Source organism: Alkalihalobacillus sp. BA299, assembly GCF_017745675.1.
Lineage (GTDB): Bacteria > Bacillota > Bacilli > Bacillales > Bacillaceae_F > Alkalihalobacterium.
Genome location: NZ_JAFLJM010000036.1, coordinates 1 through 22,062, shown reverse-complemented (window position 1 = coordinate 22,062; position 22,062 = coordinate 1). Strand labels below are relative to the sequence as shown.

Annotated in this window: 25 protein-coding genes; 16 read left to right on the top strand and 9 right to left on the bottom strand. The window is 39.1% G+C overall.

Features of this window, described 5'->3' with window-relative positions; genetic code table 11:
- Positions 1-262: 262 nt before the first annotated feature.
- Complete coding sequence (locus J0N78_RS24850; protein WP_209125767.1) at positions 263-1,264, bottom strand: M23 family metallopeptidase; 1,002 nt, start codon at positions 1,262-1,264, stop codon at positions 263-265.
- 184 nt (positions 1,265-1,448) lie between these two features.
- On the opposite strand from J0N78_RS24850, the gene lipA reads away from it, so the two are divergent.
- Positions 1,449-2,369, top strand: coding sequence for a lipoyl synthase (gene lipA, locus J0N78_RS24845; RefSeq protein ID WP_209125766.1), 921 nt, complete (start codon positions 1,449-1,451; stop codon positions 2,367-2,369).
- A gap of 147 nt (positions 2,370-2,516) precedes the next feature.
- Here the strand turns inward: lipA and J0N78_RS24840 are convergent, their stop codons facing one another.
- Positions 2,517-3,194, bottom strand: a complete 678-nt coding sequence (locus J0N78_RS24840) for a YhcN/YlaJ family sporulation lipoprotein (protein ID WP_209125765.1) — start codon at positions 3,192-3,194, stop codon at positions 2,517-2,519.
- Positions 3,195-3,716: 522 nt separating this feature from the next.
- On the opposite strand from J0N78_RS24840, the gene J0N78_RS24835 reads away from it, so the two are divergent.
- Positions 3,717-4,007, top strand: coding sequence for a YutD family protein (locus tag J0N78_RS24835; protein WP_209125764.1), 291 nt, complete (start codon positions 3,717-3,719; stop codon positions 4,005-4,007).
- A 137-nt stretch (positions 4,008-4,144) separates the two neighbouring features.
- Here J0N78_RS24835 and J0N78_RS24830 read toward each other — a convergent pair whose 3' ends face one another.
- The 3 genes from J0N78_RS24830 to glpX form a co-directional block, all read right to left on the bottom strand.
- Positions 4,145-4,453 carry a cytosolic protein gene (locus tag J0N78_RS24830; protein WP_209125763.1) on the bottom strand — a complete coding sequence of 103 codons (309 nt, stop codon included), beginning with the start codon at positions 4,451-4,453 and terminating at the stop codon, positions 4,145-4,147.
- 294 nt (positions 4,454-4,747) lie between these two features.
- On the bottom strand, positions 4,748-5,014 hold the full coding sequence (locus J0N78_RS24825; protein WP_209125762.1) for a DUF3055 domain-containing protein: 267 nt from the start codon (positions 5,012-5,014) through the stop codon (positions 4,748-4,750).
- Between the two features lie 11 nt (positions 5,015-5,025).
- Positions 5,026-6,003, bottom strand: coding sequence for a class II fructose-bisphosphatase (glpX, locus tag J0N78_RS24820; RefSeq protein ID WP_209125761.1), 978 nt, complete (start codon positions 6,001-6,003; stop codon positions 5,026-5,028).
- Between the two features lie 179 nt (positions 6,004-6,182).
- Between glpX and J0N78_RS24815 the strand changes: the two genes are divergently transcribed.
- The 4 genes from J0N78_RS24815 (at position 6,183) to J0N78_RS24805 (ending at position 9,847) form a co-directional block, all read left to right on the top strand.
- Positions 6,183-6,626, top strand: coding sequence for a DUF86 domain-containing protein (locus J0N78_RS24815; RefSeq protein ID WP_209125760.1), 444 nt, complete (start codon positions 6,183-6,185; stop codon positions 6,624-6,626).
- Positions 6,627-6,834: 208 nt separating this feature from the next.
- Positions 6,835-7,398, top strand: coding sequence for a CBO0543 family protein (locus J0N78_RS26650; protein ID WP_374193962.1), 564 nt, complete (start codon positions 6,835-6,837; stop codon positions 7,396-7,398).
- A 471-nt stretch (positions 7,399-7,869) separates the two neighbouring features.
- The gene (locus J0N78_RS24810; RefSeq protein WP_209125759.1) at positions 7,870-8,520 is read left to right on the top strand and encodes a helix-turn-helix transcriptional regulator; all 651 of its coding nucleotides are present in this window, start codon (positions 7,870-7,872) and stop codon (positions 8,518-8,520) included.
- 553 nt (positions 8,521-9,073) lie between these two features.
- On the top strand, positions 9,074-9,847 hold the full coding sequence (locus tag J0N78_RS24805) for a TIGR01457 family HAD-type hydrolase (protein WP_209125758.1): 774 nt from the start codon (positions 9,074-9,076) through the stop codon (positions 9,845-9,847).
- Positions 9,848-10,148: 301 nt separating this feature from the next.
- Here the strand turns inward: J0N78_RS24805 and J0N78_RS24800 are convergent, their stop codons facing one another.
- Entirely contained in the window at positions 10,149-10,640 is a 492-nt protein-coding gene (locus J0N78_RS24800; RefSeq protein WP_209125757.1) for a phosphatidylglycerophosphatase A family protein, read from the bottom strand.
- 209 nt (positions 10,641-10,849) lie between these two features.
- On the opposite strand from J0N78_RS24800, the gene yutH reads away from it, so the two are divergent.
- The 6 genes from yutH to thrB all read left to right on the top strand — a co-directional run bounded on the left by yutH (position 10,850) and on the right by thrB (position 17,329).
- Positions 10,850-11,881, top strand: coding sequence for a spore coat putative kinase YutH (gene yutH / locus J0N78_RS24795; protein WP_209125756.1), 1,032 nt, complete (start codon positions 10,850-10,852; stop codon positions 11,879-11,881).
- A gap of 37 nt (positions 11,882-11,918) precedes the next feature.
- On the top strand, positions 11,919-12,899 hold the full coding sequence (locus J0N78_RS24790; protein WP_209125755.1) for a 2-hydroxyacid dehydrogenase: 981 nt from the start codon (positions 11,919-11,921) through the stop codon (positions 12,897-12,899).
- 7 nt (positions 12,900-12,906) lie between these two features.
- A complete protein-coding gene (locus J0N78_RS24785; protein WP_209125754.1) occupies positions 12,907-13,128 on the top strand; it encodes a DUF1450 domain-containing protein in 222 nt (73 codons plus the stop codon).
- Between the two features lie 926 nt (positions 13,129-14,054).
- On the top strand, positions 14,055-15,347 hold the full coding sequence (locus tag J0N78_RS24780; RefSeq protein ID WP_209125753.1) for a homoserine dehydrogenase: 1,293 nt from the start codon (positions 14,055-14,057) through the stop codon (positions 15,345-15,347).
- 3 nt (positions 15,348-15,350) lie between these two features.
- Positions 15,351-16,415: a threonine synthase gene (thrC, locus tag J0N78_RS24775; RefSeq protein ID WP_209125752.1), complete on the top strand. Its 1,065-nt coding sequence runs from the start codon at positions 15,351-15,353 to the stop codon at positions 16,413-16,415.
- Positions 16,412-17,329, top strand: coding sequence for a homoserine kinase (gene thrB / locus J0N78_RS24770; RefSeq protein ID WP_209125751.1), 918 nt, complete (start codon positions 16,412-16,414; stop codon positions 17,327-17,329). Before thrC ends, thrB begins: the two co-directional genes overlap by 4 nt.
- 243 nt (positions 17,330-17,572) lie before the next feature.
- On the opposite strand, the gene J0N78_RS24765 is transcribed toward thrB, so the two are convergent.
- The gene (locus J0N78_RS24765; RefSeq protein ID WP_209125750.1) at positions 17,573-17,812 is read right to left on the bottom strand and encodes a NifU family protein; all 240 of its coding nucleotides are present in this window, start codon (positions 17,810-17,812) and stop codon (positions 17,573-17,575) included.
- A gap of 172 nt (positions 17,813-17,984) precedes the next feature.
- Between J0N78_RS24765 and J0N78_RS24760 the strand changes: the two genes are divergently transcribed.
- Entirely contained in the window at positions 17,985-18,293 is a 309-nt protein-coding gene (locus tag J0N78_RS24760; RefSeq protein ID WP_209125749.1) for a YuzD family protein, read from the top strand.
- 110 nt (positions 18,294-18,403) lie between these two features.
- Here J0N78_RS24760 and J0N78_RS24755 read toward each other — a convergent pair whose 3' ends face one another.
- Entirely contained in the window at positions 18,404-20,041 is a 1,638-nt protein-coding gene (locus J0N78_RS24755) for an FAD-dependent oxidoreductase (RefSeq protein WP_209125748.1), read from the bottom strand.
- Between the two features lie 315 nt (positions 20,042-20,356).
- On the opposite strand from J0N78_RS24755, the gene J0N78_RS24750 reads away from it, so the two are divergent.
- The 3 genes from J0N78_RS24750 (at position 20,357) to dapF (ending at position 21,823) form a co-directional block, all read left to right on the top strand.
- A complete protein-coding gene (locus J0N78_RS24750) occupies positions 20,357-20,593 on the top strand; it encodes a YuzB family protein (RefSeq protein WP_209125768.1) in 237 nt (78 codons plus the stop codon).
- A 137-nt stretch (positions 20,594-20,730) separates the two neighbouring features.
- Positions 20,731-20,964 carry a hypothetical protein gene (locus tag J0N78_RS24745; RefSeq protein WP_374193963.1) on the top strand — a complete coding sequence of 78 codons (234 nt, stop codon included), beginning with the start codon at positions 20,731-20,733 and terminating at the stop codon, positions 20,962-20,964.
- 25 nt (positions 20,965-20,989) lie between these two features.
- Positions 20,990-21,823: a diaminopimelate epimerase gene (dapF, locus tag J0N78_RS24740; protein WP_247747535.1), complete on the top strand. Its 834-nt coding sequence runs from the start codon at positions 20,990-20,992 to the stop codon at positions 21,821-21,823.
- Positions 21,824-21,966: 143 nt separating this feature from the next.
- Here the strand turns inward: dapF and J0N78_RS24735 are convergent.
- A partial coding sequence (locus J0N78_RS24735; RefSeq protein WP_209124974.1) for an IS3 family transposase occupies positions 21,967-22,062 on the bottom strand: 96 nt, incomplete at its 5' end.

Below are 22,062 nucleotides of genomic sequence, written 5' to 3'. Positions count from 1 at the left end.
AACAAAACTTTCTACACCCTCCAAATAGCGTGTAACTGCTGAAATTTTTTCCTCAAGGGTATATTTAGCCATAGAAAAACTGCACCTCCAATTGTTAGATAGTGTCCAACAATTGGGGTGCAGTTCATTTCCTGAGCGTTTTATCTATTAAAAACAAAATAAAAGGTTGTAAATCATTTCGATCTACAACCTCCAAAACATATCATACATATTGTGATACAATGCCTCTCCTTTTTTTTATAAGGAGGATCCATGTGCTGTATCAGCGCTTTCGTCTTGCTGCTCGTTCTTTCTTTTCCCACGAACGAAGCGAAGGATACGGGTCAAATGACCATTCTGTAATACCGTTATCACGATACATGCCGTAATGGAGATGTGGCGGGAATTTCCCTTGTGTTCCTGGTTTACCGTAACCTGAACTTCCAACATAACCGATTACTTGGCCGGGCTCTACTACTGTCCCAGGATCAATTCCTTTTTCAAACCCACTTAAATGTGCGTAATAGTGATACACATTATTTAAATCGCGAATTCCGATGCGCCAGCCGCCGTATTTATTCCAACCTTTTAATTCCACGATTCCGTACGTCGTAGAGCGAACAGGAACATGGTAATTGGCAAAAATATCGGTCCCCTCATGGATTCTACGACCGCCCCAGCCACGACGGTCTCCCCATGTACTACGGTAACTATAATTATGGTTTAGGGGCACTGGAAATGCGTTCTTAGTTAATTCCAAAGTACCGAATTTTTCATAAATCTTTGCGTGACCAGCAATAATATTAACTGATTGCTCACGATGATAATATTCCCATAAAGCGATTCGAAAATCTTCAAAATCAAAACCGTACTTTTCTAAATGTCTTGCGGTTGTATAAAGGACATCTTCATCATCTTCCCTGTCAGCGATACCATCACCGTTACCATCTAGCCCTTTGCCGCCAAATAGACTAATCGATATTGGATCCGTATCTTCTAGGTTAGGGTTTAGTGGCCCAACCCATTCCTCAGGTGAAAAGTAAATCCCAATGGCTCCTTTTTCTTCAGTCCGATCACGCCTAGCTTTTCTTAAGCCTCGTTCGTAAGTATCAACAGCCGCTAAATAGTACCAAGGTAGGTTTGTTAAAGCTTCGACCTTTTTGTATAGATCCATTCGTCGTTCAAATTTCGATACATTTTTCTGTTCCCCAAAAACTGTTTCAGATTGGAATGAAGCAAACAGAAAAGGAATAACGGCAAAAATAATTGCAAGTTTTTTCAGCATTAAGTTATTCTCCTTTCTAGTAGGTGTAACATACGATATCCTCCAAAATGTTCATAGTGTTAGTTTGTAATTTATCTAGAAAATAATCTAAGTAAATTATTGGTAATCAAACAAGAGATTTTGAGTTCAAGGTAAAACATGATACATTAGTAAAAGAAAATAAATAGTTGGAGTGAACGATTTTATGGCAAAAAAAGAAGAGCATATTCGTAAGCCAGATTGGTTGAAAATAAAATTAAATACAAATGAAACGTATACAGGTTTGAAAAAAATGATGCGTGAAAATAATTTACATACTGTTTGTGAAGAAGCACGTTGTCCAAACATACATGAATGTTGGGCAGAACGAAAAACAGCTACTTTCATGATTTTAGGTGGTGTATGTACAAGAGCATGCCGTTTCTGTGCAGTAAAAACCGGACTACCAACTGAATTAGATTGGCAAGAGCCTGAACGAGTCGCTGATTCTGTTCAAATTATGGGCTTAAAGCATGCCGTAATCACAGCGGTTGCCCGTGATGATTTGAAAGACGGTGGGGCAGCTGTTTTTGCAGAAACGGTTCGAGCAGTCCGTAGAAAAAATCCATTTACTACGATTGAAGTTCTTCCGTCAGACATGATGGGAGTTTATGAAAACATCAAAACATTGATGGATTCAAGACCGAATATTTTAAACCATAACATCGAGACCGTTAAACGCCTTACACCGAGAGTTCGAGCACGTGCGACATATGAACGTTCACTTGAGTTTCTTAAAAGAGCAAAAGAATTACATTCAGATATTCCAACTAAATCTAGTTTGATGATTGGACTTGGTGAAACAAAAGAAGAAATTATCGAAACGATGGATGACTTACGTGCAAACGATGTTGATATTATGACAATCGGCCAATATTTACAGCCGACGAAAAAACATTTAAAGGTTGTTAAATATTATCATCCAGATGAATTTGCAGAATTACGAGAGATTGCAATGTCTAAAGGATTTAACCATTGTGAAGCAGGTCCTCTCGTAAGGTCTTCTTATCATGCAGATGAACAAGTGAATGAAGCACAAGTCCATCAAGAAGCTAAAAAAGTAGTTGGAGAAGAGACCAACTCGTAACATTACTTTCTACTCAATAAAGGCTGTCCCAAAAGAACCAGGCTTCTTTAGTGGTAAGTTGCCTGGCTCTTAATATATGGAGAGCCTTTATTAAATGCTTAATGATAGGTACAAAAATCTTCTGTTTTTTTACGATAACGGTTTTCATTACATGGATTCTTGACCTTCGTCTTCAGGTAAATTTTTATTACGGTTTATTGGATTAGGTCCATTTTGTTGCAGTTCATCACCGTCTTTTTGCAATTGCTCGAGCCGAGGGGAAATGGGATCCATTTCCTTAATTTGCTGTTCTAAAAGCTCATTAATTCGAGGTGTTAAACTACTTAAGTTCCCAAAGCGTTCGATTTCTTCCATCATTTCTGGATTATCTGTAACAAAAACATTGTAGTATCGTGGAACCATCGATTGCGCAGTTACTTTTACCTGATGAGCAACATCTTCCCTATTACCATCGCCGTCGGTTTCGTACGCGACAAGGACATATTTATCAGTAACGAGAGTACCGCATTCTTCTACCTGTGGAAGATAGACCGCCATTTTACTTATTGCATCAGCAAGTAAGTCACGGTCTAAATAGGAAGCATCGGGCTCCCGGTGTTCACGCTGTTCCAGTGCTTTTTGATGTCTAACATAACCAAATTGCGCATGCTCTAAATTTTGAACGCCGTTTCGTTCGGTATGAAGAATCCCCGCTCCACCACCAGATGGGTTATATTGTGTATGTCTGGCTTGCATATTAGGACCTTCATTTCCCATTAACGTTTGACAGCCAGTAGTAATGAGCATCGAAGACAGTACACAAGCAGTAATCATTTTTTTCTTCATGAAGTCGACCCTCCTTTTTTAATCGTACGATAATGCACTTTGAGTTTAGGTATGACCGATATGAATGTTGAAATTTCTCTTTTATAGGTTGAGCGACTCCATGAGTTTTTAATGAATGAAAATTATGGTTAATATGGAGATGAAGTGTAGCGAAACTCACTTTATCCTGTTTAACAGGCGCTAAAACTCTTTAAATAAAAAATTGGCTCTTCACGCATAGCGTGAAGGTTTTGAAAATAAAATAGCCGTTCAGACAAATGAATTTGTCTTGAAAAGGCTATTTTATTTTCAAAAAACGGTCCAAAAGCAACAAAGTTTACGAAAACAGCCCAAAAATTAGAGTCAAGCGCCAGTAACGACTCGAAAAAGGTACACAGACTAAAAGCATCACGTCCTGTGGCAACGTCTGTGTGACCCACATCGTGTGGGTCAACTAAACATAAGCACAAATATAAACTGCGCTGTATGAAGTTTCACTTTATGGTAAAATAAATTGAAAGAATTAAAAGAGGTGGGGTCTTTATGGTTCGGGTACAAGGCTTGAGCTTTGAAGTGATAGAAGATGTTCGGAATGGCTGGAATGAAGAACAATTTATTGAACGTTATAGTGACGTTTTAAATAAATATGACTATATTGTCGGTGATTGGGGCTACAGTCAGCTGCGACTAAGAGGATTTTTTGAAGACCAAAATAAAAAATCAAATTATGATAACAAAATTAGTACACTTTCTGAGTATTTGTACGAATACTGCAATTTCGGTTGCCCTTATTTTGTCTTGAAAAGAGTGAAAGAAGGACGGAAGAGTTCTTAGCATTTTTAAGTCTAATACTAAATAAAGACAATAATTGACGTTAGGAACAAAAATAAAAATGTCATCTTTGGAGCAAAAGAATTTAAAATTTCATATAAAACAGTGAGGGAAGGTGTTCCCTCACTGTTTTCGACTTTTTATTTTGTCGTATAGGGTGGTTCTTCATTTTTATTAGGGTCGTCATGCGTTGGATGCGCACCTGGAAATTGGCGTGGTAAATTTTGATGCATCGATTTGAATTCATAGTTAAACGCACTGTACGTACGTTGCCCTTCATGCCAGGGTGTACTTTTTCCCAATGGAAGATCAGTAGGCGACCCATAGGGACCGTCTGGAAGATCTTCAGGGAATACAAAATTACGTTGCGTTTCTACATTGGAGAAGTCCGTATAGGAAGCTTCTGTCGGCTGTTCTTTATCTTTATACTGTGGGTGTTGTTCATCCATAATAAAAGCCACCTCCTTTCGGTTAACTTACCCGATGGAGGTGGTTCTTAGCCTAAAAGTAGTTGTTCAAAAAGTCCGGGAAAAATAGCCTTCGAAAGTAGAACTTCGACTAAGTTCCCCACGTCCTGTGGAAGCTCGTTGGTTTGCTGCTGCGTTCCTCACGTATTAAAAGCATACGCTGTGGTACTGACAGCTGCACCGCCTTGAACTTCTCGGTTCTTTTTGTCCTCCATTGAACATAGATTTAAAGCGGTTGTTTAAAGCGGATATTCAAAGTTCAAAATCGTCGCTATTCTACATCATTTCTTGTAAGAAGGAGCGTAATTCTTCAGCGTCTTCGTCGTTGAGCTTATAGACGTATTCTAAATACCCTGGCTCATCTAAATCATCTTGTCCGATAATCGCAAAACGGTTCGACTGCATGTCAAGGATGAGCTGTTTACCATAATGGCGCGTTGTTTTAATGATGGCTAAATCAAAGCGCTGATTTTCACCCATAAAACTTACGAAGCGGGTTCTTGTAGTTTCTTCATCATCGTATAAGAAAAATCGTTCTGACATTTTTATCACCTCTATGAGTTGTTATGCATTTGCAAGTGTGGTTTATATTCTAAATGGTGATGTGCTTTAATGTATCGTACTGTTTTCGTTTTTGCACGCATCACAATTGAATCGGTTTCGACTAAGTCTCCTCCTAAAAAGCGGACGCCTTGGAGTAATTCCCCAGAGGATACACCGGTTGCTGCGAAAATCGCATCGTCTCCACGGACGAGATCGTCAAGTGTTAAAATTTGGTGAGGATCCTCCAATCCCATCCGTTTACAGCGTTCAAATTCATCTTCGTCCTGTGGCTTGAGACGAGCCTGCATGTCACCGCCAAGAGCTTTAATCGCAGCTGCTGATATAACGCCCTCTGGAGCACCACCAGTTCCAATAAAAAGGTCAATACCCGTATGCGGTAATGCGGTAGCTATGGAAGCCCCAACATCTCCATCTCCGAACAATTTGACCCGTGCTCCTTTTTGACGAACGCGCTCAATCAGTTCAGCGTGACGCTCTCTTTCTTGAATGATCACGGTTACATCATGAATCCGTTTGTTTGTCATTTTAGCAATTATATCAATGGTTTTTTCAATCGGGTCATCAATGCGAACGAGCCCCGCGGCTTTTGGTCCGACAGCGATCTTTTCCATATACATATCAGGTGCGTGAAGCAGTGTGCCTTTATCAGCGACAGCGATTACAGCCATTGCATTAGGATGCCCTTTTGCAACAATACTCGTGCCTTCAAGAGGATCCACAGCGATATCTACTTCTGGCCCATTACCACTTCCGACTTTTTCTCCTATATAGAGCATTGGTGCTTCATCTAATTCGCCTTCACCAATGACAACTTCCCCATTGCAGTTGACGGAATCAAACATTGTACGCATCGCAGTTGTAGCTGCATCATCAGCTTCGTTCTTTTTCCCACGACCAAGCCATTGTGCTGATGCAAGAGCAGCTGCTTCTGTTACTCGGACGATCTCTAGTGCTAGTTCACGATCCAATCTATTCTCCTCCAGTTCCAAAGCTCTTTTTATGTCCAGTCATGTTTTATCATAACAAAATCAATAATAATAAGGAAATAGTATGGAACAAATATTTGAAAAATAAATGAATGTCTAGGTTCTAGAGTGAATATGTTATACTATTTAAAGAAAAAAATAAGGACATCGGGTGATAGAAAATGTATTTTGTAGACCGTGAAAAAATTGAAAATACGTTAAAGCATATTGAATTATTATTAAACAGATACCGTGGTCAAAGTTTATGGGAGACGGATATTGAAATGCTGGCATTAGAACGAATTGGTCATAATTTAATTGAGTCAATGATTGATGTGGGAAATGCAATGATTGATGGTTTTATTATGAGAGATCCTGGAAGCTATGAAGACATCATTGATATTCTTGAGGATGAAAAAGTAATTAAAGGTGAGGTAGCTGAAAAAATAAGAAATGTCATTCGTTTTCGCAAGCCACTCGTTCAAGCTTACGTAACGGTAAATCACGATCAATTAATTAGCACATTAGCTGAAAATGTAACAGCTATAGAGGCATTTCCAGGAGCGGTGCGTGATTATCTTGAATCAGAACTCGGTCCAGTTTCAGCATTTTTGCCAAAAAAGTAATCGTCTAGAGGATTTTACTTCCTAGGGATAAACAAGCAAATCATTATAAACGTATGGGTTTTCACAACGAAAATCTCATGCGTTTTTTAGTGTAACATCTGGATTAAGATACATAATAAATGAACTTTGGAAAAAAATACATATATTATATAAATAAGAGTATTTTCAATAAAAGTAAGAGTTATAATTCCATTACTTAAATGATTGAATGACAGCTATGTTTGATGGAGGGACGAGTATGGAGTTCATAAAATATATCACAGTGATTCTTACGTTTATAACAATAATAGTAGCATGGCGTTTTAGTGATTGGAGAAATTGGAGGAAATACTACTCCACCATACTTTTTACAATCGCCTTGAACTTGACTGTTACGCTTCTAACGTATAATCACTCATTATGGTATTTCCATGAGACAGTATTTCTTCCTAACCATGTACTTACTGATTTCTGGATGAAGTATGTTTATTTCCCACCTTTGATTTTAATTTACCTCTCACACTACCCTTTTAAGAAAAATTTAATTAAGCAGGCAGGGTACATATTAATATGGACCTTGTTGTGGGGTGCGGTAGAAGGATTCTACGTGCTTGTGGAATTAACCACATATCATAATGGTTGGACTATGGGGTGGTCAGCTATCATTTGGATGCTTATATTCGTTTTCATACGACTCCATCTTACTAGACCGCTGCTAACATGGTTTCTATGCTTTCTACTTACTGTTTTTATGATTGGATACTTCAATATTCCGATTACTGAACTGAAGTAAATGCACCCCTCTTATATAAAGAGGGGTTAGCAGTGGATGGATAGGACGAACGAATATGAAAACTAGAGTATGATTTTTTAATGGCAAGTATAGATGATATTTCTATACTTGCCATTTAATTTAACGAATCAGAAAGTATAAATTTCGACGATGTCTGGCTTCAGGTGTCATCGGCTCGAGGTCGCTTCGGTCCATCAAACGTGTCCAAAAGTCAGGACACTAATTGCTGCCCCTCCAGCGCCCAGCGTCTAGTGGACTTCGCTCTCCTCCTTACGATAAGTCAACATCGGATCGCTAACGCTCTCCGTGTTTCCTTTATCTCATACGGAGTGCTCCAGTCCCTACGCCGCTGAACGGGCGCTTGCGCTTTTGTGGACAACTGCTGAATAAATAGTTTTCTAAACATTTTTATTTATAAAATTTACTTAATCCATGAAATCGAATACAATAGAGAGTAAGGTGGTGGATAGAATGGGTAAAAATACCTCCTCGACTCGAGAGCAAATTTTAGAATTGCTAAAAAAGCATAAAAGCTTAACTGTTGCTAATTTAGCCAGTTATTTAGGGATAACGGAAATGGCGGTTAGAAGACATCTAGGTACATTAGAACGAGATCAGCTGGTTGAAACGAAAATAGTTAGGCGAGCTATGGGGAGACCGTCGACACTCTATTCATTATCTAAAGAGGGCGAAGAGTTATTCCCACGTAATTATGCCTCTCTAACACTAGGTTTTCTAAAAGATATTGAAAAACTAAGTGGGAAAAAAATGATTACTGAATTATTTGAGTTACGAAAGCAGCGATTGAAAGAGGAGTTAGAAGAGCGATTTAGCGGAAAAAGCTTTGATGATCGCATTAATGAGCTGGCAGAATGGCAGACAAACAATGGGTATATGGTCGAGTGGAAAAAAACAGAGGATGGTACGGTCCATTTTAAAGAATACAATTGTCCTATTTCGCAAATAGCGAAAGAGTATCCTGTCGCATGTGCATGTGAACAATCTTTATTTCAAGAGCTATTAGAAATTGATGAAATCGAATGTGAAGCATGTATGGCTATTAATGAAACGCCACATTGTTATTATAAAATAAAGGAACCAAACAATAAAAATCAAGCATAATTAAAAGAGGCCCTAACAGCAAGTACCCCATTTGGTTGAGAGGGAGAAACGATTCAATTTATAGGTTAATTCAATGAAAATAACAATTAGATGAACAACAAAATCGCATTGGATTTCAACGTCCAATGTGATTTTTATTAAAAGAATAAGAAGTATAAATTTCGAGGATGTCTAGCTTCAGGTGTCACGGCTCGAGGTTGCTTCGGTCCATCAAACATGTCTAAAAGTCAAGACACTAATTGCTGGCCCTCCAGCGCTTGTCGCCGATAAGCAGACACCTTCCGCTTTTCTTGTCTAGCTTCAGCGCCCAGCGTCTAGTGAGACTTCCCTCACCGCCGTACGATAAGCCAACATCAATTCACTAACGTTCATTGTGTTTCCTTTATCTCCTGCGGCCGAGGCTAGTTCATACGTCGCTAAACGGGCGCTTGCGCTTTTCTTAAAAGTATAGTGTTGAAATACGATAACGGAACAACTATATTTATGGTGGGTAAGGAGAGGAGTGTAGACGCTATTGCTCCGTCTTCAATATGTTTTTATAAAAGGAGAGTTTATGAAAAATTACAAAGGCTTTTTAATTGACTTAGATGGAACGGTGTACCGAGGAAAAGAACGTATAGCAGAAGCGGTCGCCTGGATTAACAAAATCAATCAGTCGGGATTACCGTATTTATTTGTCACGAACAATTCATCGAAAACACCCGCACAGGTTTCCGAAACGTTAAATCAGATGGGGGTAAAGGCAACAAGCGATCATGTTTTTACAACAAGCTTAGCAACAGCTAATTACATAGCAGAAATAAAACCAGCGGCAAACGTTTTTATGATTGGTGAAATTGGCTTAGAAGAAGCTTTAAAATCGAAAGGCTTACAAATTACAGAAGAGGATGCAGATGTCGTTGTCATGGGAATCGATCGACAGGTTACATATGAAAAGTTTGCAAAGGCTTGTTTGTTCGTTCGTAACGGCGCGATATTTATTTCGACGAATGGAGATAAAGCCATTCCGACTGAACGCGGACTTATGCCAGGAAACGGCTCACTAACTTCAGTTGTAGCAGTTTCTACTGGAGTCACTCCTACTTTTATCGGTAAGCCAGAATCGATTATTATTGATCAAGCATTACAGCAATTAGGGACGAAAAAAGAAGAAACTTTAATGATTGGAGATAACTATGACACCGATATTATGGCAGGAATCAAAGCTGGAATCGACACATTGATTGTTCATACTGGTGTTACATCTAAAGAAGACTTGAAGCAAGTCGAACATCAGCCTACGTACTCTTTGTCTTCTTTAGCGGAATATGTGTTTGCTGAGGAATAAAATTAAGAGTCAACTAGATAACTTGTCTATTTCGGTTTAAAACGTTGTAACTACTTTTACACAATATAATGGACTTGACTTAGGAAGCTGTTTAAGTGCCCGAAAAAATGAAAAAGAGAAGACTACGGTCGCCAAGAAGCCGGTAATGTGACCGAGCATGATAAAAAAGCGAACAACATATGCATGGAAGTACCCCAAAAATAAGAGGTTAACTCAAATAAAATTACCCATACTCACGTTAGTGCATGGTACATAAACGAGTCAACCTCTTTTATATCATTAAAATTCCACGACAAGGTTTCTACTCACAATTAGCTGCACGGTGGGCGAGGCGACTAGAAGCAGCGGCAGCGATGGCTCCAACGATATCATCTAAAAACGTATGACACTCCTTCGTTTCTTTGTCATTTAATCTTTCGAGGATTCCGGGTTTTTGCTTGTCAATATATCCATAGTTGGTGAAGCCTATTGAGCCGTACACATTGACGATCGATAAAGCAATAATTTCATCAACCCCGTATAAACCTTCATCTTCACGGATGATACTCAATAACGGTTCTTCCATTTTACCTTGCTCGGCTAATAAATCTAATTGTATGCCAGTTAAAATTGCATTTTGAACTTCTCGCTTAGAAAGCACGCGATCTACATTAAGCTTGCACTCATCAATATCTAAATTTGGATGGTATTTGACTTGTAAAAAATAAACAAGATCAGCAATATCATCAAGAGTAACTCCGCGATCTTGTAATGCTTTTCTCGCAACTTGCTCGAGGTTATACCCTTCTTTCATACTCATCACCTCAGGTTAGAATTTCCGACAACTAGTTGTCCATTTTATCACGTTTAACTGGCACTAAGCCCGTATACTGTTTATTGTATGTTGCTCTTTTAAAAACATACTTGTCATACATAGGGTGTGCTCCTAATCAATTGTTACACTTTTTTAAATATAGGTCATAGACTATATTATGAAGTTGGCTGACGAGGAGTGAATGAAACATGTTTGAACGCAATATCTACGACCATTATCAGCTGTACTGTGAAGAGCGGTTTATGTTAGGTGATTTTGAAGGTTTTTTGGCAGGTGGTGAGCATTTTGTTTTTGTCCCCACCGAATTCACAGCAGGGCAATCAATACAGGACATGATGTTGATGGCAGAGCATTTAAAAACGAATGGAGAACGAGTCATTGCTGAAGTTTTTCCGACGGTTCAAAAGCAATCGATCGCTTTAGTTGACGGAGTCGATGGATATTTGCTTAAACTACCTAATAGACTAAATGGATGGAGATCGGATGAGGATGAGAGTCTTGGTCGCACGCTTGCCTTTTTTCATTATAAAGGAGGAAATATTCAAACAGTACGTCATTCAACAACAAACTATTTTGGACAGTGGAAAGCGATTTGGGAGAAACGATTAACCCAATTAGAACAATGGTATGAAAAAATGTTAGCGCAACTCCCACAAACAGAAATAGATAATGCTTTTCTTATGAGTTTTCCTTACTATATGGGGTTGACGGAAAATGCAATTCAATATGTAGCCGATAGCGATATTGATGAGCCTTATCGAGCAAATGAACAACCGGTAATATGCCACCACTGTTTTACAGAAAATTCATGGCTTTCTTCTCCTGACATACCACATTCTATAATTAAGCTTCCAACTGATTTTATCATCGATCATCCTAGCCGTGACATTGCTGAGTGGATAAGAGCGGAGTTTTATAAGGAAGATTACACAGAAGAAAAAGTAGTTGCATTTATATATGATTATGAAAGTGTTAAGCCTCTAACTTCGTATACTTGGAGAATGATTTATGCTAGGCTTTTGTTTCCGTTAAAATATTTTGAAATAATCGAAAGCTACTACGGGACACAATTAAAAAGTGACAGATTGTATTATGGAGAAAGGTTCCTTGATTTACTAGACCAAGAACAACGAAATCAGAATTTTCTCTCTCGTTTTCATCAATTGGTTGGGAGCAGTGAAATGATTACTGGAAATCCAAGGCTTGATTGGCTTCAATAGATATGAGAAGATCGTATAAAAAGGTAGGAATTGAAGAATGAAGCCATATGTTTTCATTACAAGAAAAATGCCTGATCATTTACTTTCTGAGCTATATGAAGTTGCCGAAGTTAAAATGTGGGAGCATGAGGATATTCCGGTTCCCTTTGATGTTTTACAAGAAGAGTTAGAGCGAGCTAATGGGTTATTTTCTCTCGTATCGGACCCAATCCATTCAGAACACTTGGAAAGTGCTCCTCATTTAAAAGTGATTGCCAATATGGCAGTGGGATATGACAACATTGATGTTCAGCTTGCGACTAAGAAAGGTATTATGGTTTGTCATACACCAGATGTGTTAACAGATACGACTGCAGACTTAACGTTTGCGCTATTATTGGCAACAGCGAGAAGGATTCCTGAAGCTGCACGTTATATTAGCAACGATGAATGGAAACAATGGAGCCCGTATTTACTGGCGGGAATGGATATTCATCATAAAACGATTGGTATTGTCGGGATGGGACGAATTGGTGAAGCAGTAGCGAAAAGAGCGAAGGGCTTCGATATGAATATTTTATATTACAACCGTTCCAGAAAAGAGGAAGCAGAACAGCAACTTGGCGCAACATATTGCTCATTTGTAGAATTACTACAGCAATCAGACTATGTCGTTTGTTTAGCTCCACTAACATCTGAAACGAAAGAGCTGTTTGACGAACAGGCTTTTCAAGAGATGAAAAACTCAGCCATCTTTATTAACGCTTCAAGGGGTGGTTTAGTTAAAGAATCTGCCTTACAGGAAGCACTTGAAAAGGGTATTATACATGGTGCTGGACTGGATGTGTTTGCTGAAGAACCGATTAGAGCCAATCATCCACTTGTTCAACTGCCTAATGTTGTCGCTATTCCTCATATTGGAAGTGCAACCGTTGAAACGAGAGATGCGATGGTGAAAATGACCGTTCAGAACATCATAAGAGTGTTAAAAGGCGAACGACCACTGGCAGCTGTAAATCTAAAAGAATTAGGAGTTTAGAACAGGAATGGGTCACCAAATTGAATGCTGTTTTATCAACCGATTAAACGGAAGTGAAGCGATCTTTTCTGAGCTTGAAAAACAGAAGAATTGTTCAGTACAAACGTTTAGCTGTATTGGTAACTGCCACCACTGTGCAGCAGAAGCCCATTGCATCCTAGACGGACAGAGGTTAGAAGCAGCTACTCCTGAGCAATTATATGAATACATTAGAAAAAAGTTAAAATAGAGACCAAAGATGATTCTCAGGAGTCATCCTTTTTTTTGAAGAATAAGAGAAAATTTAAATTTCGAGGATGTCTAGCTTCAGCGCCCAGCGTCTAGTGGACTTCGCTCTCCCTCCTTACGATAAGTCAACATCGGCTCACTACCGTTCGTCGTGTTTCCTTTATCTCATACGGTGGGGCTCCAGTCCATACGCCGCTAAACGGACGCTTCCGCTTTTCTTGTCTAGCTGCAGGTGTCATCGGCTCGAGGTCGCTTCGGTCCATCAAACGTGTCCAAAAGTCAGGACACTAATTGCTGGCCCTCCAGCGCTTGTCGCCGATAAGCAGACACCTTCCGCTTTTCTTGTCTAGCTTCAGCGCCCAGCGTCTAGTGGACTTCGCTCCCCCTCCTTACGATAAGTCAACATCGGATCGCTAGCGCTTCTCCGTGTTTCCTATATCTCATACGGGAGAGCTCCAGTCCATACGCCGCTGAACGGCCGCTTCCGCTTTTCTTGTATGATTTAATGGAAGCTGCCTAAACTAACATACATTGGGAGAGAAAGGAAAACGACCAAGACCACTGGATGAAGCCTACTACATTGTTAATACCTGAGTTAGAGGAGATAAAATTGGAAGTAGGAGAGATATATTTGGAATTGGATGAGATAAATCTGGAGTTAAAAGAGATATATGTAGAATTAGATGAGATATATCAGGAATTAGACTGCTCAAATATCCTCCAATAATCAGTAATGTACATATTGTTCACGAATTCTTTACTATGCAATGGTACACAATGTGTTAGAATTGTTATAATAGAAAAACAATTCAAATAACCCCTTGTAAAATCAAGGTATTAGAATTATAATGTCCATTATAGATATACATTTGTTTGTTCTGGATAAACACAGAAAAAGTAAACAACCAATGCTGAGGAGTGGAGAATGTGAACGGAATTTCAATCGGCTTACTTGGGCTAGGGACTGTCGGTACAGGTGTAATTAAAATTATTGAAGGTCATCAAGAAGAATTAATGCACCAAGTAGGATGTCCAGTGACAGTCGAAAAAGTGCTAGTTCGAGCTCTTGATAAAAAAAGAGACGTACAAATAGATGAATACAAATTAACAGAAAATCCTGAAGATGTCATTGATAACCCTAACGTTGACGTTGTGATTGAAGTCATGGGGGGAGTAAAAGAAGCTAAATCCTATATCGTACGATCGTTACAAAATAAAAAACACGTCGTCACAGCGAATAAGGATTTAATGGCTTTATATGGAGCAGAGCTATTGCAAATTGCACAAGATAATGGCTGTGATTTGTATTATGAGGCGAGTGTAGCAGGGGGAATTCCAATCATTCGTAGCTTATCAGAAGGGTTAGCTTCTGATCGAATTACAAAAATGATGGGAATTGTAAATGGAACGACAAACTTCATTTTAACGAAAATGAGTAAAGAAGGAAGTTCCTATGAAGATGTATTAGCTGAAGCGCAAGCGTTAGGCTTCGCTGAAAGTGATCCGACATCGGATGTGGAAGGCCTTGATGCTGCTAGAAAAATGGCTATTTTGGCGACATTAGGTTTTTCGATGAATGTTGGGCTAGAAGATGTAGTTGTACGAGGGATTACAACGGTGACACAAGACGACCTTCATTATTGTGAACAACTTGGCTACACAATGAAATTAATTGGCTTAGCGCAACGAAAGGAAGGAAGAGTCGAAGTAAGTGTACAGCCGACATTATTACCAAGTGAACATCCATTAGCAGCTGTTAATGACGAATACAATGCGGTCTATGTTTACGGTGAAGCGGTTGGAGAAACGATGTTCTATGGACCTGGAGCAGGTTCGTTACCGACAGCAACAGCTATCGTGTCTGATCTCGTCACTGTCATGAAAAATATGAGGCTCGGTGTAACAGGACGTCATATAACAGCACCCCTTTATCAAAAAGAATTAAAATCTGATGAAGAAATTCAATCAAAATACTTCTTGCGCTTACATGTTGTCGACAAGGCAGGTACATTCTCAGCAATTACATCCCTGTTTGCTGAACACGGAGTAAGCTTTGAAAAGTTATTGCAATTACCGATTAAAGAAGCAAGTTTAGCTGAAATCATTATCATTACGCATACAACAAGCAAGAAAACGTATGAAGATATTTACAAAGCGTTAGATGAACTAGATGTTGTACAATCAGTTGAAAGTAGTTACCGTGTTGAGGGAGGAGAATAGTTCATGAGTCAGTGGAAAGGTTTATTAGAAGAATATAAACAATTTTTACCAATCAATGAAAATACACCAATGTTATCGTTAAGAGAAGGAAATACGCCACTTATTCCGTTAGAAAATTTATCAAAGGAGTGGGGCGTTGAAGTCTATGTAAAAGTAGAAGGGGCAAACCCAACTGGCTCGTTTAAAGACCGTGGCATGGTCATGGCTGTTGCGAAAGCGAAAGAAGAAGGAAGTAAAACAATCATTTGTGCCTCTACAGGGAATACGTCGGCCGCTGCAGCTGCATACGGAGCTCGTGCAGGACTTCGTTGTATTGTCGTTATACCTGAAGGGAAAATCGCGCTAGGAAAGCTTGCGCAGGCGGTCATGTACGGTGCAGAAGTTCTTGAAATTAAAGGGAACTTTGATAATGCACTTAATATCGTTCGTAAAATTAGTGAACAAGAGCCGATTACCCTTGTTAACTCCGTGAACCCATACCGTATTGAAGGGCAAAAAACTGCGGCATTTGAAATTTGTGATGCCTTAGGGCAAGCACCAGATGTATTAGCAATTCCAGTAGGTAACGCAGGAAACATCACAGCGTATTGGAAAGGTTTTAAAGAGTATAACGAAGCTAAACAAACAGGGTTACCAGAAATGCGCGGCTTCCAAGCGTGGGGAGCGGCAGCGATCGTTCGTAACGAAGTGATTGAAAGTCCTGAAACAATTGCAACAGCTATTCGCATCGGAAATCCAGCAAGCTGGAAGCAAGCAGTAGCTGCACGCGACGAGTCTAATGGACATATTGATTCGGTAACCGATGAAGAAATTTTAGCTGCTTATAAATTACTTGCGAGTCGTGAGGGTGTTTTTGCTGAACCAGCATCATGTGCATCGATTGCAGGTCTTATCAAGCAAATTCAATCTGGTGAAATTAAAAAAGGTGCGAAAGTTGTTTGCGTGTTAACAGGTAATGGACTTAAAGACCCGAATACAGCGATGGATACAGTCGAAGTAAAGCCTGTTGTATTACCAAATAGTGAGGATGCCTTTATGGAACATATTAAAGGCGGTGTGAATCAATGAGCTTAGAAAAATTGCTCATCACGGTACCTGCGAGCTCTGCGAATTTGGGGCCAGGCTTCGACTCGGTTGGTATAGCGGTTAACCGCTACTTAACGTTAAAAGTTCAATCGAGTGAGAAATGGCGCTTTCATTCAGACTCACCAGAGTTGACAGGCGTACCCGAAGGCAAAGAAAATCTCATCTACGAAGTAGCAGAACATATCGCACAGGAGCTTGGCGGTGACCTCTTTCCTTGTGATGTCGAAATGATCAGTGATATTCCGTTAGCTCGAGGATTAGGAAGTAGTGCAGCGGCAATTGTCGCTGGAATTGAGTTGGCCAACCAGCTGCTAAAAGCAAACTTAACAGTCGATGAAAAGGTGAGGTTTGCAAGTCTTTGGGAAGGACATCCCGATAATGTAGCTCCTTCAATTTATGGGGGCTTAGTGGTCGGAAGTCATAGTGCTGAGCGCACCGATGTGGTTTATTGCGGTGTACCAGCAGTCGACCTTGTCATGCTTGTACCTGATAAAGAGCTTTTAACCAAAAAAGCAAGAAGTATTTTACCTGAGGATTTACCTTTTAAAGAAGCAATTAGAGGCAGTGGCCGTGCAAATGTATTAGTCGCAGCCATTATGCAAGATAATTGGCAATTAGCGGGCGAAATGATGACTCGTGACATTTTCCATCACCCGTATCGCCTTCCGCTCGTTGACGGGCTTGAAGAAGTAATGAAATCAATTCGTGATCTTGGTGGTTACGGGGCAGCGTTAAGTGGAGCAGGACCGGCCATCATTTGCTTTACGGAAAAGCATTCTGGTCATGTTTTACAGCAAAAGTTAGCTGAGAACTATCCAGGTTTTTCAGTTGAACGAGTCGAACCAGCAAGTGAAGGAATAAAAGTAGAACATTATAATACGGTAATCGAAAAATAAATATTCAACAAATAAGGTCTTCTGTGTCCGTTACACCTTCAAAATGAGGCTTTATTAAGAAATAACGGCCGTGGTGTCCGTAAAAAGAAGCACCTGATATTTTATTATGTTTTCAGGTGTTTGGGATTGAAGCAAACAATAAAAATCGCATTGGATGTTGAAGTCCAATGCGATTTTACTGTTCATTTACTTTTTCTCCCCACAGCCAATGAGTTACCTTGGAAGGGAATCTTTTCATTTACATTAAAATACTTGCTCAATTTCCTTAACACCAGGAACTTCTTCTAATAGAGCGCGTTCAATACCAGCTTTTAATGTAATCGTTGAACTTGGGCAAGAACCGCAAGCTCCTAATAGACGAACTTTTACAATACCTTCGTCGTCGATATCTACAAACTCAACGTCTCCACCATCACGAAGAAGGAATGGACGAAGCTTATCTAGTACTTCTTGAACTTGTTCACGCATTTCTTCACTAGCCATTTATAACACTCCTTTCTTTCCTCAATTATAATATCCATTCATTAAAAAATCTATGATTGTGCACTTAGAATCGTAATTTCCAATAATTATTTGTAAAATTAGTGGATATTGATTGGCATTTAGTATAGTACAGTGTATGATCGATTTAATAAAATGTTGAGGGGCGATAGACTTGAGTACTGTAACGATTAGTATATACGGAGCCGAGGTAAAATGTGCAAGTTGTGTCAACCTACCAACGTCTTTAGAAACGAAGGAATGGCTAGAGGCTGCACTTTCACGTAAGTACCCAAACACTTCGTTACAATTCCGTTATATAGATATTGATCAAGAGGTGATGGAGACAGATAAGCCGTATGTAGAAGCAATTCATAACGATGAGTACTTTTACCCATTAATCGTCATCGACGATGAAATCGTTGCAGAAGGAAATCCGAAATTGAAAGTCATCTGTGAAAAAATAGAAGCTCTGCTGAAGTAGGCGCTTCTACTAGTCATTATTTGTAAATTTCGTTGATGTTTACGTGTGAAATTGACGAACCCCCTAGGTCACAAAATCCTAGGGGGTTCTTATATAATATAAACAAAAAATCAACCGGAATGGTATTTATACATCCAAAGGACACCACTCTTTAGGACACGAGGGACGCGACCGAGTAATGTTCGCTCTCCCATTAGTCCGAAGCCGTGCTTCTTACCAAGTGAACCGAGAACACCTTTAAGTTTAATTTTTGGCATTGTTTCTGGAAGTTCTTCACCGTTCCAGCGTTTTTTCAAAATCGTGACGATTTGTTCACCTTGTCCTTCAGCTAATTGTGCACTAGGTGCGTGCGGCAAGCTGGCACAGTCGCCGACAACAAAAACGTCCTCATCATTCAGAAGATGATGGTGAGGTGTTAACTTGACTCGACCTTGCTCATCTTTTTCAATGTCTAAGTTTCTTACGACTTCAACAGGTTGAATGCCAGCTGTCCAAATGATGGCATCGCAGTGAATCGGTTCACCATGGTTAAATAACGTATTCTTTTCAACACCTGTAATGTTTGACTTATTATAAACTTCAATACCGTGGTCAACAAACCAATTTTGGACATAAGTACTTAGGCGTCGAGGAAACATTGATAATACGATTTCGCCTCGGTCAAACAACTTAATCGTTAAATCCGGGCGACTTTCTCGTAATTCACTAGCTACTTCAACCCCACTTAAACCAGCACCAACGATTGATACGACTGCATTGGCGGATAGATTGCTTATCGTTTGATACGTTTTCCGTGTAGACTCCATGCTTTGAATACTTAATGTGTGTTCTGGAGCACCGGGTACATTATGATATTTGTCCTCACACCCTAAACCGATAATAAGCGTATCGTATGCATAAGAATCTTCATCTTTAAAATGAATGACCTTATTATCTAAGTCAATTTCTTCAACATTTGCGTACTTAATGATTAAACGAGGATCGTCTGGAAATTGCACGCGAATGTGATGGTCTGATTCAGTACCAGCAGCAAGTGCATAATATTCCGTTTTTAAGCAGTGATAAGGCATTTTATCAATTAATGTTACTTCAATATTTTTTGGTAGATCATTGGTTAATAGGCGTTGTAAAATTCTCATTCCACCGTACCCGCCACCTAATATTACAAGTTTATGCATGTGATGATTTCCCCTTTTTTCTAATATCGCCTGTAAACAAATGCTAATTAAATCCATAATTTGCTTGATTAATTTATTTTTTGGCTGTCTGTCGGAAAACATGACAAGACCATATAAAAACTGACTATTTAATAGATGACTCCATTTTTTCACGCAAACTGTTGGTTTAATTTCGTTCAAAGTAACGGCTTGTGTTAATAAGTTTTCCCAATATGTAAGAATAGTTTGCTCAGATTGTAAGGAATGAACCCACATCTTAACGGTTAATTCTGGATGATTGTTATAATCGGCCAATAATTCACCTAATACTTTTTCGATTTTAAAAAATAGTGAATGTTTCTTAAAGGAAGAGCGACTCATTAACTGAGAAACAGCTACCAAACGTTCCTCTATTAATGATTGCAAAATCGATTCTTTCGTTGGAAAGTAATTGAAAAAAGTCCCTTTCGCTACTTGTGCTGCTTCGGTGATTTCTTTAACTGTTGTCGAATCAAAGCCGTTCTCACGAAAAAGAACAATTGCTGCGCTAACAATTCGTTCTTTGGTCCGTTCTTTTTTATTTTTTTCCATGACAGTACTCCTTAAAAGTGACCGTGGTCAGTTTGAATTATAACAATTCCATGTCTAAATAACAACAAATTTGTGAAAAAAAATAGTGGGCTTTTGAAGACTAGTATTTAACTGTTTTTTTACTTTATCCTGTTAACTAGCTCTAACCCTCGCACTTCAAGACTTTAGGGAAAGCTAGGAATTCTAAAGGTAGACAACAAATTTCGTCATTCCTAGCGATAAATCGTGTTTTTTCAAATAAAACGTGGTAAAATCGAATTATTATACTAGAGAATGTAATAGAATGTAGAGTGAGAAATAGAGGTGAAAATTGTGATTAAACCAATTGTAGAATTTTGTCTGAGTAATTTAGCAAGTGGAAGCCAAAAGGCAAAAGAAGAATTAGAAAGAGACCCTAACTTAGATGTAATTGAATATGGATGCTTAGGTCATTGTGGCCAATGTGCTGTATCTCATTTTGCTTTAGTAAATGGAGAATTTGTTAATGGTGAGACAACAGATGAGCTAGTAAAAAATATCTATATATTTATTGAAGAAAATCCAATGTTCTAAAATGTGCCGGCTCTTGTTACGAGGAGCAGGCTTATTTTATATCTTCAGTTTGAAGTGAAAATACTTCGTTTGCAATCGATGACAACTCATAAAGACTTCAATTATACTTGATGAAAAAGGAGTTTTTTCTGTTGGATGTGATTCCCTTTGAAAATACATGGCCATATGAAAAAGTGATGAATGATATTTATTTTAGCGAGTGTCCATACTGTGAAAAAGAGAGTGTTCTCATTCACTTAAAAGCAAGAGACCTACAAAGGGCAAAAGAAAGTATAAAAACGATTGTCGTTATGCCTTGCTGTCACCATAAAATGACGATCCTAGAAGCAGATGATGATTATTTCTGGACGGATGAAAAGCTAAGAAAGTGAGGAAACAAAAGTGAAATTTACAAAAATGCACGGCCTCGGAAACAGCTATATATATGTGGATCTTTTTCAAGAAAAATTAAATGAGGAAGAACTCCCACAATTGGCGATTGAAGTAGCTGATAAAAATAAAGGGATTGGCTCGGATGGGATGATCCTCGTTTGTCCGTCAGATGTCGCACCAGTTAAAATGCGTGTGTTCAATAATGATGGCTCAGAAGCAAAAAATTGCGGGAATGGTCTGCGTTGTGTTGCCAAATTTGCCTACGAAAAAGGCTATGTTGACAAACAGACGTTTCAAATTGAAACGCTAGGTGGGTTAGTGGAAGCAACGGTTCATGTATCAGGAGAACGAGTAGAAGAAGTCACGGTAAATATGGGGCAGCCAAGATTACAGCGAAAAGACTTACCGATGACAGGTCATCCAGACGAGCAAGTCATTGCAGAAACGATCGAAAGAAACGGGTATTCATTAGAAATGACGGCTGTATCGATGGGCAATCCTCATGCTGTATTTTTCGTTGAACGTATTGATGAAGCTCCTGTAGAGACACTTGGTCCTGTACTAGAAAAGGATGAAATTTTTCCAGAATGGGTGAATGTAGAATTTGTTGAAGCGGTTAACGCAAACGAACTGCATTTTCGCGTTTGGGAAAGAGGCTCTGGAATTACTCAAGCCTGTGGTACTGGAGCGTGTGCTGCCGTAGTTGCTGCAGTCCTTAACGAAAAAGTTGCTAAAGGTGAAGAGGTCACGGTTCACCTTCTCGGTGGGGATTTAAAGATTACATGGAGTCATGATGGCGATGTGCTCATGACTGGAGCTGCAGAAACGATTTGTACTGGGGATTATATACGGAACTAAAAAATAATAGCAAAAGAAAAACCAATTCACTTCGCTTATAAAAACACTTGAATACACACATCATATTCGCTTGCACAACTATAATGATAAAAGCCCAAATCAACAGTGCGATTGAGGTGACCCCTAAAAGTTAGAGTATTATATTAAGCGGCTAATTGGCTGGTATGGTCTCGATATTGAACCGGACTCATACCTGCCAATTTTTGCTTTATACGCTTGTTATTATAATAATTGATATA